The 15,038-nt window shown below is 66.3% G+C and carries 9 protein-coding genes; 3 read left to right on the forward strand and 6 right to left on the reverse strand.

Annotation, left to right across the window (positions count from 1 at the left end):
• Positions 1-116 precede the first annotated feature (116 nt).
• Positions 117-2,183: an AMP-dependent synthetase/ligase gene (locus ACNSN4_RS13200; RefSeq protein WP_418286283.1), complete on the forward strand. Its 2,067-nt coding sequence runs from the start codon at positions 117-119 to the stop codon at positions 2,181-2,183.
• A 21-nt stretch (positions 2,184-2,204) separates the two neighbouring features.
• Here the strand turns inward: ACNSN4_RS13200 and ACNSN4_RS13205 are convergent, their stop codons facing one another.
• The 4 genes from ACNSN4_RS13205 to ACNSN4_RS13220 all read right to left on the reverse strand — a co-directional run bounded on the left by ACNSN4_RS13205 (position 2,205) and on the right by ACNSN4_RS13220 (position 7,213).
• Positions 2,205-3,509 (reverse strand): tRNA (N(6)-L-threonylcarbamoyladenosine(37)-C(2))-methylthiotransferase, encoded by a 1,305-nt coding sequence (locus ACNSN4_RS13205; protein WP_418286284.1) that lies wholly within the window; start codon positions 3,507-3,509, stop codon positions 2,205-2,207.
• A gap of 126 nt (positions 3,510-3,635) precedes the next feature.
• The gene (locus tag ACNSN4_RS13210; protein ID WP_418286285.1) at positions 3,636-3,974 is read right to left on the reverse strand and encodes an ArsR family transcriptional regulator; all 339 of its coding nucleotides are present in this window, start codon (positions 3,972-3,974) and stop codon (positions 3,636-3,638) included.
• Between the two features lie 91 nt (positions 3,975-4,065).
• Positions 4,066-6,687: a GAF domain-containing protein gene (locus ACNSN4_RS13215; protein ID WP_418286286.1), complete on the reverse strand. Its 2,622-nt coding sequence runs from the start codon at positions 6,685-6,687 to the stop codon at positions 4,066-4,068.
• A gap of 109 nt (positions 6,688-6,796) precedes the next feature.
• Entirely contained in the window at positions 6,797-7,213 is a 417-nt protein-coding gene (locus ACNSN4_RS13220) for a DUF7522 family protein (RefSeq protein WP_418286287.1), read from the reverse strand.
• Positions 7,214-7,357: 144 nt separating this feature from the next.
• Here ACNSN4_RS13220 and ACNSN4_RS13225 point away from each other — a divergent pair, with 144 nt between their 5' ends.
• Entirely contained in the window at positions 7,358-10,084 is a 2,727-nt protein-coding gene (locus ACNSN4_RS13225; protein WP_418286288.1) for a PD-(D/E)XK nuclease family protein, read from the forward strand.
• Positions 10,081-12,933: a UvrD-helicase domain-containing protein gene (locus tag ACNSN4_RS13230; RefSeq protein WP_418286289.1), complete on the forward strand. Its 2,853-nt coding sequence runs from the start codon at positions 10,081-10,083 to the stop codon at positions 12,931-12,933. Before ACNSN4_RS13225 ends, ACNSN4_RS13230 begins: the two co-directional genes overlap by 4 nt.
• A gap of 53 nt (positions 12,934-12,986) precedes the next feature.
• Here the strand turns inward: ACNSN4_RS13230 and sucD are convergent, their stop codons facing one another.
• Together sucD and sucC are read right to left on the reverse strand one after the other, a co-directional pair.
• On the reverse strand, positions 12,987-13,856 hold the full coding sequence (gene sucD / locus ACNSN4_RS13235; protein ID WP_418286290.1) for a succinate--CoA ligase subunit alpha: 870 nt from the start codon (positions 13,854-13,856) through the stop codon (positions 12,987-12,989).
• Positions 13,853-14,998 carry an ADP-forming succinate--CoA ligase subunit beta gene (sucC, locus tag ACNSN4_RS13240; RefSeq protein WP_418286291.1) on the reverse strand — a complete coding sequence of 382 codons (1,146 nt, stop codon included), beginning with the start codon at positions 14,996-14,998 and terminating at the stop codon, positions 13,853-13,855. The genes sucD and sucC overlap by 4 nt, the downstream gene beginning before the upstream one ends.
• Positions 14,999-15,038 lie beyond the last annotated feature (40 nt).

Here is a 15,038-nt window from a genome sequence, read left to right on the forward strand (position 1 = left end):
CACGAATTAAACCCTCGCTTGGAGATCGACTCCGCCGACGCGGTGAGCGTTCTCCGCACCACGAATGAACTAGGAACTACCGGATCGTTTATGATGGTTCGCTGGGACGACGAGGTATGAACTGGCAGCAGGCGGAACGGGAGTTCGCGGACGACGCCGTCGCCCGAGAGACGCTCCCGCGCATGTTCGAACGGACGGCCGATCGGAACGCCGACCGCCTCGCACAGCGGTACAAGGGCGGGATCTACGACCGCTCGCTAGTCTCCGAGGGCGTGCTCCCGTCGGCGTCGGCGGGCGAATACGCCGACGTGACCTACGGCGAGATGCGCGAGATCGTTCGGAACCTCGCCACTGGCCTTCGCGAAATCGGAGTCGACGACGACACCCGCCTCGCCCTCTACGCGCAGACGCGGATGGAGTGGGCCCAGACCGACTTCGCGGCGCTTTCCGCCGGCGCGGTCGTCACCACGGTGTACGCCTCCTCGTCCCCGGACCAGGTGCGATACCTGCTGGAAGACCCGGAAGCGACGATCGTCGTCGCCGAGAACCGGCAGCTGCTCGACGAGCTGCTCGGCGTGGTCGACGACCTCGATCACGAGCTCGACGCGATCGTGACCGTCGACGACGTGGATACGAGCGACCTCGACGTGGGGCCCGACGCCGGTCCGGACGGCGCGTCCTCGCTCGACTCGGCCGACGTGTACACGCTCGGTGAGGTCCACGAGCTGGGCGTCGAGGCGTTCGACGCGGACGCCTACGAGTCGTGGATCGACGCGATCGATCTCGGCGACCTCGCGAGCCTGATCTACACCTCGGGGACGACCGGACGGCCGAAGGGGGTGCGGCTCACGCACGCGAACTTCCGCGACAACGTGAACCAGTGTTACCGCCGCTTCGCGGACCGCCCGGACCGCGATCCTGAATCCCCCGGGATCTCCGTTGACTCGACGACGCTCTCGTTCCTTCCGCTCGCACACGTTTTCGAGCGGATGGCCGGCCATTACATGATGTTCGCTGCGGGCGCGACCGTGGGGTACGCGGAGAGCCCCGACACCCTCCGCGACGACTTCGGGCTCGTGCGGCCGACGATCACGACGAGCGTTCCGCGCGTCTACGAGAAGCTCTACGACGCCATCCGCGACCAGGCGAGCGAGTCTCCCGTCAAACAGCGGATCTTCGAGTGGGCGGTCGACGTGGGACGGACCCATCACGAGGCCGAGACCCCGGGCGCGATCCTCGACGCGAAGCGCGCGCTCGCCGACAAGCTCGTCTTCTCGTCGGTCCGCGAGGCGATCGGCGGTAACGTCGACTTTTTTATCTCGGGCGGCGGGTCGCTGTCGGCGGAGCTGTGCGCGCTGTACCACGCGATGGACCTCCCGATCTTGGAGGGGTACGGACTCACCGAGACCTCACCGGTCATTAGCGTCAACCCGCCCGAGAGACCGAAGGTCGGGACTATCGGACCGCCGGTGGTCGACACCGAGATCGCGATCGACGACTCGGTCGTCGGCGAGGAGGTCGCGGACATCTCCGGCGACGTGGGCGAACTGCTCGTGCGCGGCCCACAGGTGACCGACGGCTACTGGAACAAGCCGGAGGCGACCGCGGAGGCGTTCACCGAGCCCGATCGGCTCCCCGAGGACGTCGTCATCGCAGGCGCGTCTCCCGACGAGCGCGACGGCGACCCGGACGAGCCGTGGTTCCGAACCGGCGACATCGTACAGCACCGACCCGACGGCTACATCGCCTTCCGCGAGCGCGCGAAGCAGCTGCTGGTGCTCTCGACCGGCAAGAACGTCGCACCGGGGCCGATCGAGGACCGCTTCGCGGCCAACGAGTTCGTCGAGCAGTGCGTCGTGCTCGGCGACTCGCGGAAGTTCGTCTCCGCCCTCATCGTCCCCAACTTCGAGCGGGTGGCCTCGTGGGCCGAGACCCGCGGCATCGACCTCGCGGACGACCGCAAGGCGATCTGCCGCGACGACCGGGTTCGCGAGCGTATCCAAGAGGAAGTCGACCGCGTGAACGAGGAGTTCGAGTCGTACGAGCAGATCAAGCAGTTCCGGCTGGTTCCCGAGGAGTTCAGCGAGGAGAACGATCTGCTGACGCCGACGATGAAAAAGAAGCGACGGAACATCCTCGACCGGTTCGCCGACGAGGTCGAGATGATCTACGAAGAGAGCTGAGACCGGGTTCTCTCGTCTCCCCTACGCCGACGAGCGGACGGATTCCGCGGGTTCGTCCTCGGCGAGCGACTCGTCGTCGACGGGTTCTCCGAACGCGTAGACCGTGTTGTGGCCGGTCACCGTTACCTTCAGGAAGTCGCCGACTGCGACGCCGCGCTCGGTCGCCTTTCGAACGATTATCTGGCGGTACGCGCCGTCGCGACACTTCACGGAGTCGCCGGTCCCCTCCTCGACGACGAGCGCCTCGAACGTCTCGCCGACCATCGCCTCGTACGCCTCCCCGACGACGTCCATCTTCAGTTCGGACATCGCCTTCGAGCGCTCCTTCTTGATGGTCCCGCCGAGCCCCTTCATGTCGGCGGCGTCGGTGCCGGGGCGCTTCGAGAAGCGAGTCACGTTGATCTTCTCCGGGCGGACCTCGGCGAGCAGCTCCATCGAGCGCTCGTGGTCCGCCTCGGTCTCCGTCGGGAAGCCGACGATGAAGTCGGTCGAGAGCGTCCAGTGGTCGAGCCGGTCGTCGAACGTCGCGACGACCTCGCGGAACTTGTCGACGCGGTGCTGTCGGCGCATGTCGGCCAAGACGTCGTCGGAGCCCGACTGCACCGGCGCGTGAATGAAGTTGTACAGCTCCTCGTTGCGCGCGAACACGTCGACCAGCTCCTCGTGGATCCCGTGGATCCCGCCGGGGTTCGCCATGCCGAGCCGCACCCGGAACTCGCCGTCGATGTCGCAGATGCGGTCGAGCAGCTCCGGGAGCTTTCGATCGCCGTTGTCCCAGCCGTAGACGCCGGTGTCCTGCCCGGTGACGCGGATCTCCTTCGCGCCGGCGTGGACCAGCGCCCGGGCCTTCTCGACGTTCTCCGCGACGGACGGGGAGTCGACTCGCCCCGTCGCGAACTTCGTGATGCAGTACGAGCAGTTGCTCATGCAGCCGCGGGCGATGGGGAGGATGCCGACGACGCCGGAGAGCACGGGCTCGGCGTCGGGGGTGACGGTCGGGCACTCGCCGTTGAGGGCGTAGGTGGGGACCTCGTCCCAGTGGAGAATTTCGGCGTCGATACCGGCGTCGCGGAACTGTTCGCCCTGCGCGAGCGCCATACAGCCGGTGACGACCAGATCGGCGGTCTCCTCCGCCAGCTCCTCGGCACGGCGCAGCATATTCCGTTCCGTTTTCTCGACGACCGTACAAGTGTTGAGAATGGCGACATCCGCGTCTTCGGGGCCGTCGGCCGGTCGGTGACCGCCGTCGCGGAGAGCACGCTCGATCTCCCGGCTCTCACCCCGGTTCGAACTACAGCCGTACGTTTCGATGTGATACGTCGCCATCGAGTGGGCTCACTACTGGTCCCGCGGGCAAAAGCGCGACGGATCGCGGAACGGAGGCGAGCGCGCGTTTTCGAGATCCGACGTACGTGTCGGGCGTGCGGCAACTCCGCTCGACGGCTACCTGAGTTAGTCTTCCGCGACCGCGGTTGCTGCCGTCGCCGGCTCGGCGTCGCGGTCCGAGGTCGGCTCGGGGTCCGCGGTGCCGTCGGAATCGCCTGTCGCCGGTCGCTCCGATTCGGAAACGGGCGTATACACCGACCGGCGGGCGTCTCGGGGACACAGTCCCTCCTTCACGAGCCCGACCTCGGTGAGCTTCTCGACGGCGAAGCGAACCGTGCGGGTGGAGAGACGAGTCTCCTCGGCGAGACCGGTCTGGTCGAACCGGCCCTCCTCGTCGAGGACGTAGTACACGAGCTTGGCGCTCGGCGGGAGCGGCGAGAGCAGTTCGCGGGTACCGTCATTCATACGGATCACACACGGGCGAGTCGGTCATAACCGTGGCTCGGGTGTGCACACCTATCGCACGTCCGCCCGTCGTTTTATATATTCGATTGGCTCAATCGTCGGTCCGGAACTCGAATCGCGCGCCCTCGCCGTCGTCTATCGAGAGCTCCCATCCGTGAGCGGCCGCGATCTCGCGCACGATCGCGAGTCCGAACCCCGTCCCGTGGGGGTCGCTGGAGGCGCCGTACTCGACCGCCTCCGCCGGGTCGATGTCGAAGCCCGGACCGTCATCGGCAACGCAGAACCCGTCCGAAAGCGGCCCGACGGTGACGGTCGGCTCGCGTTCGGTTGCGTCCGCCTCGTCGACGTCCGCGGCACCGCGTCTCACGCTGCCGTCTCGCGACCCCCGACTGCTCGTCGATCCGTGCTCGACGCTGTTTATAAACAAGTTCTCCAGTAACGTTCGGAGCCGCTCGGGGTCGGCGTCGACCGTGAGTCCCTCGTCGGGGACTTCGAGCGTCGCCGTCGCGGTGTCGACGGTGCGCCACGCGCGTTCCGCCGCCTCCGCGAGGTCGACGGGCTCGATCTCGTCGACGGTCTGGCCCTGCCTCGCCAGCGCGAGCAGATCCTCGATGAGCTGCTCCATCCGGTCGTGGGCGTCTTCGACCCGATCGAGCTCCGCTAGTGCGGTCTCGTCGTCGACGAGCCCGCGTGCCAACTCGACGCGCCCGGCCGCGACGTTGAGCGGGTTCCGGAGGTCGTGCGAGACCAGTCCGGCGAACTTCTCTAGTCGATCGATCTCGCGCTGGAGGTCGGCGTCGCGCTCCCGGAGCTGTGCCGTGCGCTCGGCGTGTTCCAGCGCGACCGTGACGTTCGCGCCCAACACCTTGGCGAGCTGGACTGCCGTATCGTCGAAGAAGTCGGGCTCTCGGGAGCCGAGCGGCATCACGCCCTGGTCGCCGAGCGGGACGACGAGCAGACTCCGGAGCTCGCCGTACCCGACGGCGGTGTCGACCGCGTCGAGATCGTCGACGACGACGAGCTCTTCGGTCTCGAACGCCTCCCATATCCGGCCCTTGTCCGGGCCGAACGCCGGCCGTTCGCCGAGCGCGACCGTTGCCTCGTCGCTGATAGCTGTCGGTAGCAACGCGCTCTCGTCTGCGTCGTACAGCCGGATGGCGCTGTTCGGGAAGCCGAGCGTGTCGATCGCCGCGCGTGCGGCCAGCGTGGCGATCTCTTCGCGTTCGCTGCCGCGGAACATCTCTCGAGTCGTCTCGTGAAGACGTCTGAGCGTCCGCTCGACGCGTTTTTGATCGTCGATATCGGCGTACACGTTGTACACGGTCGTCATCTCGGAACGCTCCACCGGGATAACGCTCAAGATGAAATCACGCAGACCGTTGACCGTGTCCCGGCGGGCCTCGACTCGGAGCGGTTCGTTCTTCTGTACTATCGCCGAGCGCGAGAGCCGCTCCGCGTCGTCGGGAATGATCGCGTCGCCGACCTCCTCGTACGTGTGCTCGTCCGCGGAGTACCCGAAGGTCTCCTCGAAGGCGTCGTTCGTCGCGTCGATCTGTCGCCCCCCATCGTCGGTGTCGATGGTCCTGACCACCGGTAGCGGAACGTCGTCGAACAGCGCCGCCAGTCGGTCTCGCTCGGTCCGGAGCGACTCCTCGGTCTCGATCTGTTCTATCGCATCGGCGGCGTGAGCAGCCAGCAGCTCCGCGAACTCGACGTCTCGCTCGTCGAACGAGGCGTATCCGTCCGACACCGCCTGAAACACCCCGTGTGAGCCGATCGGGACGCTAATCGCGGACCTGATGTCATCGGCGACGGGGTCCGCCACCTCGGCGCCATCGACGCGGTTCGCGTCGGCGTCGTCAACAGGTCCGTCGGAGTCGCCGTCGGCTCCGCTCTCGATCCCCGATCCCGTACGGGCCGCCGTGTCGGGGTCCTCAAGCTGGTTCGGGTTCGCGGGATCGACGCTGATGTTGTCGACCACCATCGTCCGCTGCGCTTCGGCGGTGGTCCCGACGACGCCCTCGCCGAGCGCGAAGGTTCGAACCTCACTCTCGCTCACGCTCTCCGAGAGCGCTGCGGGAACGAGCGTGTCGTCGCAACGACGGGCGCTCACGCACCGGTCGAACTGGAGAATGTCTTCGGCGGCGTCGACGAGCCACTCGAACACCTCGTCCACGTCGGTGGCATCCGAAACGTCGGTCGCGAACGAGTGAATCGCGGTCACCTTCTCGTTCACTTCGTAGAGGTCCTGCTCCGCGCGGCGACGATCGAGCGCGTTCTCGACGCTGTTCGCGAGCATCTCGTAGCGGTCCCGTCCGGCACCCTTCTGCAGGTAGTCGGTGACGCCCGCGGAGATCGCCTCGCTCGCGATCTCCTCTGACCCCTTCCCGGTGAACAGCACGAACGGCATCCCGGGATCGGCCTCGCGGACCGCAGCGAGGAACTCGAGGCCGTTGCTCGCTGGCATCTCGAAGTCGCTGACCACACAGTCGACGCGCTCCTCGCGGACGACCGTGAGCGCGTCCGACGAAGCGGTCCGCGCTACGGTCTCGATATCGCCGACCATTCGTTCGACGTGCGCCGCCGCGAGAGCGGCGGCCCCCGGTTCGTCGTCCACGAAGAGCACCCGCCGCGCGGCACCTCCTGCCGGTCTCGACCCGCGGAAGAGGGGAGCGGCGGATTCATCGCGGTCGGCGGCGGAGCCCGGGTCCATGCGCGAACCTCATTCTATTGGTAATTTTAACTTTCGCTCTGATGACCAACGTTGAGAATTGCCTCTCCGTGGAATCGAAGCCCGAAGCCGGACGGCGGAGCCACGTTCGTCACGCGGAGAGCGTACGAGACACCGCAGGAGAGATGTCTTCGAGAAATTCCCGTAGGTTTGCGGCGCTCTCTGCATCGACACCGACGACCACGCCCGAGTGAACCGCTCGATAGTGGAGGAGCAGCCACTCGCTGTACAGGTGGAGCGAACATCGATGCTCACCCAGGTCGACCGGCTGCGTCTCTCCCTCGTACCGCTCCTCGCTTCGGAACCTGTCGACGAGGGAGTGCAGGTCGCCACTGTCTTCACCGGCGCAGTCGTTGAGCCGTCTCCCGGCCGCCGGGGAGCGGTAGAGGACGCGAGAATCAGCGGTATCGTACGCGACTGCGAACTTGAAATACTCGCCGAGCTCCGCCCGGAGCCGACGGACGAGTGGCTGTCCTTCAGCCGGGGAGGGATGACCGTCTGGGACCATACGCTTCGATTCGATCGATCTCGTATAAGTATTGTTTTTTCTATATGTATGCCGCATCGGCGTCGCGACCGACTCGGTTCGAAAACGAGACGCGGCCGCCTCGGCACCAAAACCTCTAGTACGTCGACGGAACTGGTTCGTGGTGTGCCCCTCAAGCGATCGAGACCCCTCGATGATCTGTATCGAGCGGTCTCGGAGTACGACCTCGTTATCGTGCCGGACTCTCCGCTCGCTGACGCCCTCAACCGACGGATAGACCGTCCGCACTTCGGTCCGTTCGCGATCACGCCTCGCCGTTTCGCGACGCGTCGGCGAGAGGCGGCGGAAGACCGGACGGCGTTTCTCGACGTGATTCGAGCGACCGAGTTGCGCTGGAAACAGGTCTCGAGATCCGTCGGTGACATCCTGCAGTGTTGGGAGTACCGAGGCCGCCCGGACGCGATCTTCGAGTACGACGGGTTCGACACGCCCGCCACCCGGACGGTCCTCGACGCGATGGAGTCGGTAGACACGTCCTCGCAGATTCTGACAGACGTTCAGATCGAGGACGACGACGCGGTCGCCGTCGTCGGCGAACGCCAACTCACGGCGCTCGAACGATCGATCCTTCCCGACACGTACGACGCGATCGAGCGCTTCGTCGACGAACCGTTCGAACTCCCGCCGTTCCGAATCTTCGACTCGCCGTCGGCGATCGTCGATGCGCTCCTCGACTCGATCACCGCCTCGAACGCCGACGACGTCGCGATCGTCCTCGACGGGGGAAGCGAGTACTCGCCGCTGGTCGAATCCGCGCTCGAAACCGCGGCGATCCCGTACTACGGCGGTCCGGGGTTCATGGACCGAACGCACCATCGGGCGTTCGTTCAGCTCCTTCGGTTCCTCACGGGCGGGTCCGACACCCGCGTTCGCGTCGTGAAGCCGCTCCTCGCCGCCCTCGGCGAGGAAATCAGCGTCGCTCACGACGAGAAACGGCTCGTCGACGTCGTCGCGTCGGAGCTCGAGTGGATGGAACCCCTCCTTGAGGCGGATGCCACGCTGTCCGTCTCGTCGGCGTTGTCCACGTACGAGACCCGCGCGGACACGGAACTGGACGCGCTCCGGGAGGAGCTCTCCCGGGTGGGGGTGCTCGACGAACCGGTCACCGCCGAGCTCGTCGACCGGCTGACCTACTACTTCGACACGTACGAGGTCCCGATCGACCGCGAGAACGAGGGCGTGCTCCTCGCGGACGCGACGTCGGCGTCGTTCGTCGACCGGCCGCTCGTGTTCTTCCTCGGTCTGGACGAGGACTGGACGCACACCTCGCCGAACCGACCGTGGGTTGACCGCGAGGCGGAGTTCGACCGGAACGTCGACGGCTTTCAGTCGCTGATCCAGAGCGGCGTCGAGCGGCACTACTTGGTCCAAGACTCCGCCAACGGCTCTTCGGTGACGCCGTGTCTGTACTTCGAGGAGCTGCTCGACGCGGAGTTCGAACGGTTCAGCGACCTCGACTCGGTTCGGCACGCGCGGCCGTCTCGAACGGTCGAAACCGGTTTCGAGCGCGAGCCGCTCGACGCGTCGATCGCGTTCGAGCCCGTCGAGAGCGTCAGCCAATCGAGTCTGAACGCGTACGCGAACTCGCCGCGCGACTACTTTTTCGGCCGGATCGTCGACTCGCCGGACACCCACTACTTCGCCGAGGGGAACCTCTTTCACGACTTCGCCGAGTTCGCGGCGAATCACCCCTCGATCGTCGAGGAACATCCGCTGGAGGCGGTCGTCGACGCCGTGATCGCCGAGGTTCGACCGTTCCATCGATCGGTCGATATTCCGACGAGGCGCACGCGCTACCGCATCGGGCTCGAAACGATCCTGGAGTTCCTCGCGGAGCACGCTCCCACGGACACCTCGTTCGTCACGCCCGCGAGCGGATGGGGAGACAACTTCTTCGCCGAGTACTTCGACACCCCGGTCGACTCGCCCGTCACGGAACGCTGGTTCGACGACGCGGAACTCGGTCTGAAGGGGAAAATAGACCTGCTGGCGTCGCCCACGACGCTCGTCGATTACAAGAGCGGTCGTCGAAAGCGGGCCTCACGGGTCACGAGGGCGTCGTCCGTCGCCGACCCGAGCGACACGCCGAACTTCCAGGCGCTCCTGTATCTCACGTACTGGCGGAAGCGCCGTCCGAACGAGACGCACCAGTTCACCTTCTTCCACTTCCTCGAAACGCTCGACGATGCGATCACCGGCGACGCCGAGCTCGACGACTGCCTCACGACGGTCACGTACCGCCCGACGACGTTCGCCGAGTTCGTGCGGTCGCCCGACGTCTTCGAGGAGCTGCAACAGGAGGCGCCGAACGATTGCACCAAGACGTTCTCGAAGGTCGAGTACGCGGCGTATCGCGAGGTCGTCGACGCGCACTCGGTGCCGCGCACCCGCGACGCGGACGCGCTGATCGCCTCCTCGTTCGGCGAGGCGCTCAGGACACGGATGGTCGCGGAGGTCGGCGACTACAAATACGTCACAAACGGCTGTAAACAGGCCTGTCGGCACCTCTGTGAGTATCGGACGAACGGGTACTTCGCGGACGACCTCGACGAGTTCGAGCGGTTCGTCGACGAGCAGATCGCGGCGCTGAACCGATATCGACGCGGGGAGGACCGGTTCCCGGTCAACGGACGCGCCGGCGAGCCGAACTACCGGTACGTGGATCACCGCGACCTCCTGTTGACGGAGGAGCGCCCTCGGTCGCGAGCGGCGGCGGGCTCGACACGAGCGGCGGAAGACCCCGCGGCATCGGCGGGCGAAGACCCCGCGTCACCGGCGGCGGAAGATCCCGCGTCACCGGCGGCGGAGCACGGCTCGGAGAGAGACCGATGACGTCGCCGAACCCCGAGCAACGGCGGCTCATCGACGAGACCGACGGGATCTACCTCGTCGACGCGGGCGCCGGAACCGGGAAGACGTTCACCGTCACCAGACGCTACGCGAACATCGTGGCACAGGACGACGTCGACCCCGACGACGTCCTGTTGATCACGTTCACGCGGAACGCGGCGACCGAGATGAGAGACCGCATCGTCGCGCACTGCGAGTACGACATGCGAGAGCTGGCGGACGCACCGATCCAGACGTTTCACAGCCTCTGTCACGATATCCTCGAAGAACACGGGTTCCACGCGCCCTCGTTTCTCGGCATCGACGACTCCATCACCGGCTCGACGCGGATCCTCGAAGACGAGACGATCGAACGGGAGCGATTCAGGGAGTTCATCGACCGGTTCAGCGACGAGCACGACGAACACGCCGGGTTCCTCCGAGCGCTCTCGGAGCCGACTGAACTGCTCGAACTTATCAACACCCTCGCCTCGAAGGGCGTCTTTCCGACGCAGGCGGGGTGGTATCGCGGTTCGGGCGAGACGCTCACGGGCGACTACGACGCGTTCAAACGCGCGTTCGACTCGGTCAACCGGCCGCGAAACGGCGGGAGCAAACAGTCCGAACTCCGGTCTCGACTCGGTCGGTACGGGGCGAATTCGTGCTACCTTCCGGACGCCCCGGAGCGACACGAGCTCCGCGGTGAGCGGGGCTCGAAATCGGTCCCGGACGACGTCGCGGAACGGGTGTTCCACGAGGACCGCGAGGACCTGATCTCGTTCGTTCACGACGTCTACTTCGAGTACCTCGAGTTCGCGCTCGGTCGGAACTACCTGAACTTCTCGTTCCTCCAGCTGTTCGCGTTCGTGGCGTGTTGTGAAGACGAGAGGCTCCGGGAGTCGCTCTCGTTCGAGTACGTGATGATCGACGAGTTTCAGGACTCCAGCGAGATCCAGTTCAAGCTCGCGCTCCTGCTCTCCGGCACGCGGAACTTCTGTGTCGTAGGCGACTGGAAACAGAGCATCTACTCGTTCCAGTACGCGGCGGTCGAGAACATCACCGAGTTCGAATCGCGCCTGCGCCGCTTTGCGGACGAGCTCAACGACGACGCGGAACGGGTGACGTTCCCGCTCTCGCCGATCAACCGCATCGAGCTGGAACGGAACTACCGATCGACCCAGTCGATTCTCGACGTTTCCGAGCACGCGCTCGTCACGCCGGGAAGCAGCACGGAATCCGTCGACAGCGACGCGATACGCGAGCGGATCGTGTCGCTCGTGTCGGACACCGACCGCGATCACTCGCGGATCGAGGCCGTCCAGCACGCCGACGAACACGAGGCGGTCCTCGCGACGATCGGATCCATCGTCGGCAACGACGAGTACGCGGTCGAGGAGGCGGGCGACCTGCGCGCCCCCACGTACGACGACATCGCGGTCCTCACGCGGACTCGCGAGTACGGGCGCGGACTCCTCTCGGCTGCAGAGGCACACGACTTCCCGATGGCCTACGAGGGAGGGATCGAGCTGTTCCGACGCGACAGCGCGAAGCTCCTGCTCGCCTGGCTCCGGATCCTCCAAGACGGCGCTGACGCCGACCGCGGGTGGGCCGTGGTCCTGGAGCGCGCCGGCTACACGCTCGACGAGATCGATCACGTGACCGACGCCGAGGCGTATCCGGACGGGATGCGATCGTTCCGAGCCGAACTCGCCTCCCTCGAAACGAACGGGGCAGTGCTGCGGCGCGTGCTCGATCGATACGGCTATCGGGAGTCGACCGCCGACGCGCTGCTCACGACTCTCGAATCGCTCCACACGTCGACGACGCTGACGCGAGGCGATCTCGTCCGACTGATCACCCAGGGGATACAGGACGGGTACACGCGGGAGGTGCAGGCGCCCGCGGGGTCGGATTCGGTGACCGTACAGACCGTCCACTCCGCGAAGGGGTTGGAGTACCCGATCGTGATCGTCGCGAACATGAACGACGGGGCGTTCCCCCCGTCGGGCCGCCGGAACGGGACGATACCCTTCTCGGAGCGGACGGGCCTCCGGCAGCGGAAGACGTACGCGGAGGCGCACGGCGTCCCGCACGTCTACGACAACTGGCGGGCGGACGTGCTTCGACGGTGTACGCCGACCGAACACGACGAGGAACGTCGACTGCTCTACGTCGCGATGACGCGCGCGAAAGACCACCTCCTGTTCGCGGCCGGCGAGGAGCCGAACACGTTCCTCACGGAGCTTCCGATCGATATCGAGTCGGTCGATCCCTCGGTTCCTGAGGTGGATCACGAAGCGCCGACGGGGACCGCGTTCCGCGTCGACGTTCCGCCCGCGGACGGCCCCGAGGGGTACTCGCCGCACTCGCTGATGGACGACTCCGTCTACGAGGAGGTCACCGAGGGACGCGGGACGGCGTTCGGTTCGCGGGTACACGAGTTCGCCGAAGCGTGCGCGCGCGGCGAGGATCCGACCGCCGACAGCGACGACGAACGGCACGTGGCGGCGCTCATCGATTCGCTGTCGGGGGAACTCCACGTCGAAGAGCGGGCGTACCTCCCGGTGGAGCTCGCGGAGGGGACCGCGACGATATCGGGGATCATCGACTTGGTGCACGTCGCGCCGGACCGCGTCGAGATACTCGATTTCAAGACGGATCTGACTCGTCACGCGGAGTCGGAGTACCGGACCCAGCTCAGCGTCTACTATCACGTCTTGGACAGCTGGTTCCCCGACCGCACGGTGAGCGCGTCGATCTTCTACACCGCGGACGACGAGCGCGTGACCATCGAGCCGCGCTCTCGGGATGCGCTCCGCGCGCTCGTCGAGGCGGAAGCCGAGCGTGAATAACGACGAACCGCGGCGCCGGTCGCCGCTACGGGAAATCTTCGACGCGGTCGCCGCTACAGGAAGTCTTCGACGTGGTCGGCGACTTCCTCCGGAGTGTCGCCGACGGGAACGCCCGCGTCGTTGAGCGCGTCGATCTTCGACTGCGCCGTGCCCGTACCGGAGCCGGAGACGATAGCGCCCGCGTGCCCCATCCGCTTGCCCGGCGGAGCCGTGCGGCCCGCGATGAAGCCGGTGACCGGCGTGTCCATGTGCTCGCCGATGAACTTCGCGGCCTGCTCTTCGTCCTCTCCGCCGATCTCGCCGCACATCACGACGGCGTCGGTCTCGGAGTCGTTCTCGAACGCCTCTAAGGCGTCGATGAAGGAGGTCCCGATGATCGGATCGCCGCCGATGCCGACCGCGGTCGTCTGGCCGATGCCGCGGTTCGTGAGGTTGTCGACGACTTGGTAGGTCAGCGTGCCGGATCGGGAGACGAGCCCGACGTTGCCCTCGGAGAAGATGTTGCCGGGGAGGATGCCCAGTTTCGCCTCGCCGGGCGTGATGATACCCGGACAGTTCGGTCCGAGCAGGCGGGTGTCCGTCTCGCTCAGGCGCTTGTTCACCTTCGCCATGTCCTGGGTCGGAATGCCCTCGGTGATGGCGACGGCGAGGTCGAGATCGGTGTCGAGCGCCTCGAAGACCGCGTCGGCGGCGAACGCCGGCGGCACGAAGATGACGGACGCGTCGGCGTCCTCCGCGTCGACGGCCTCGTCGACGGTGTCGTAAACGGGGACGCCGTCGACGTCTTGACCGCCCTTGCCGGGGACCGCGCCGGCGACGACGTTGGTGCCGTACTCGATCATCTGCCCGGCGTGGAACTTCCCTTCCCCGCCGGTGATCCCCTGTACAACCACCCTGGTGTCGTCGTCGACGAAAATGCTCATTGGGTCACCTCCTCAGCGTTCTTCACCGCACGCTGGACCGCGTCCTCCAGCGTCTTCTCGACCTCAACGAGGTCGGTGTTCAGGATCTCCATCCCCTCTTCGGCGTTCGTACCGGCCAGCCGGACGACGACCTTCTTGGGAATCTCGTCGAACTGCTCTAAGGCCTCGTTGATCCCCTTGGCGACCTCGTCCCCACGGGTGATCCCGCCGAAGATGTTGAACACGACGGCGTCGACGTTGGGGTCGGAAAAGACCATGTCGAGCGCGTTCGTGACGCGCTCGGCCTTCGCGCCGCCGCCGATGTCGAGGAAGTTGGCGGGCGCACCCCCGTAGTAGTCGACCAGGTCGAGCGTCGTCATGACGAGCCCGGCGCCGTTGCCGATGATACCGACGTTACCGGAGAGACGGACGTAGTCGAAGCCGTACTCACCGGCTTTCCGTTCGAGGTCGTCCTCGTAGGACTCATCGGCCAGCTCGGCGAGGTCGGGCTGACGGAACAGCGCGTCCTCGTCGATGTTCATCACGGCGTCCGCGGCGATCACGTCGCGGTCGCTCGTGATCATGACGGGGTTGACCTCGATCTCGGAGGCGTCGCTCTCCTCGTACAGATCGTACAGCGTCGAGAGGATCGACGCCACGTCGAGCGCCACGTCGGCGTCGACACCGGCCTCGTAGACGACTTTCCGGGCCTGGTAGGGGTGGAGTCCGAACGCGGGGTCGACGTGTTCGCGGGCGATCGCGTCGGGGTTCTCCTCGGCGACCTCCTCGATGTCCACGCCGCCCTCCGTCGAGACCATCAGGACCGGCCGTCCCTCGCCGCGGTCCATGGTGACGCCGACGTACAGTTCGTCGACGAAGTCCACGCCCTCCTCGACGAGGACCTGATCGACGGTGTACCCTTTCAGGTCCATCCCGAGGATTTCCTCGGCGTACCGCTCGGCCTCGTCGCGGTCGGTCGCGATCTTGATCCCGCCGGCCTTCCCGCGGCCCCCAACGTGGACCTGCGCCTTGATCGCGGCCGGGTAACCGATCTCGTCGACGGCGTCGAGCGCCTCCTCGACGGTCGTCGCGAGCCGGGATTCCGGTACCGGGATCCCGGCGTCCGCGAAGATAGTCTTCGCTTGATGTTCGTGTAGTTTCATCCGTTTCAAACGGGGACCGACGGCGGCTTAAATGGTGCCG

Source organism: Halorubrum marinum (assembly GCF_048381195.1).
Taxonomy (GTDB): Archaea; Halobacteriota; Halobacteria; order Halobacteriales; family Haloferacaceae; genus Halorubrum.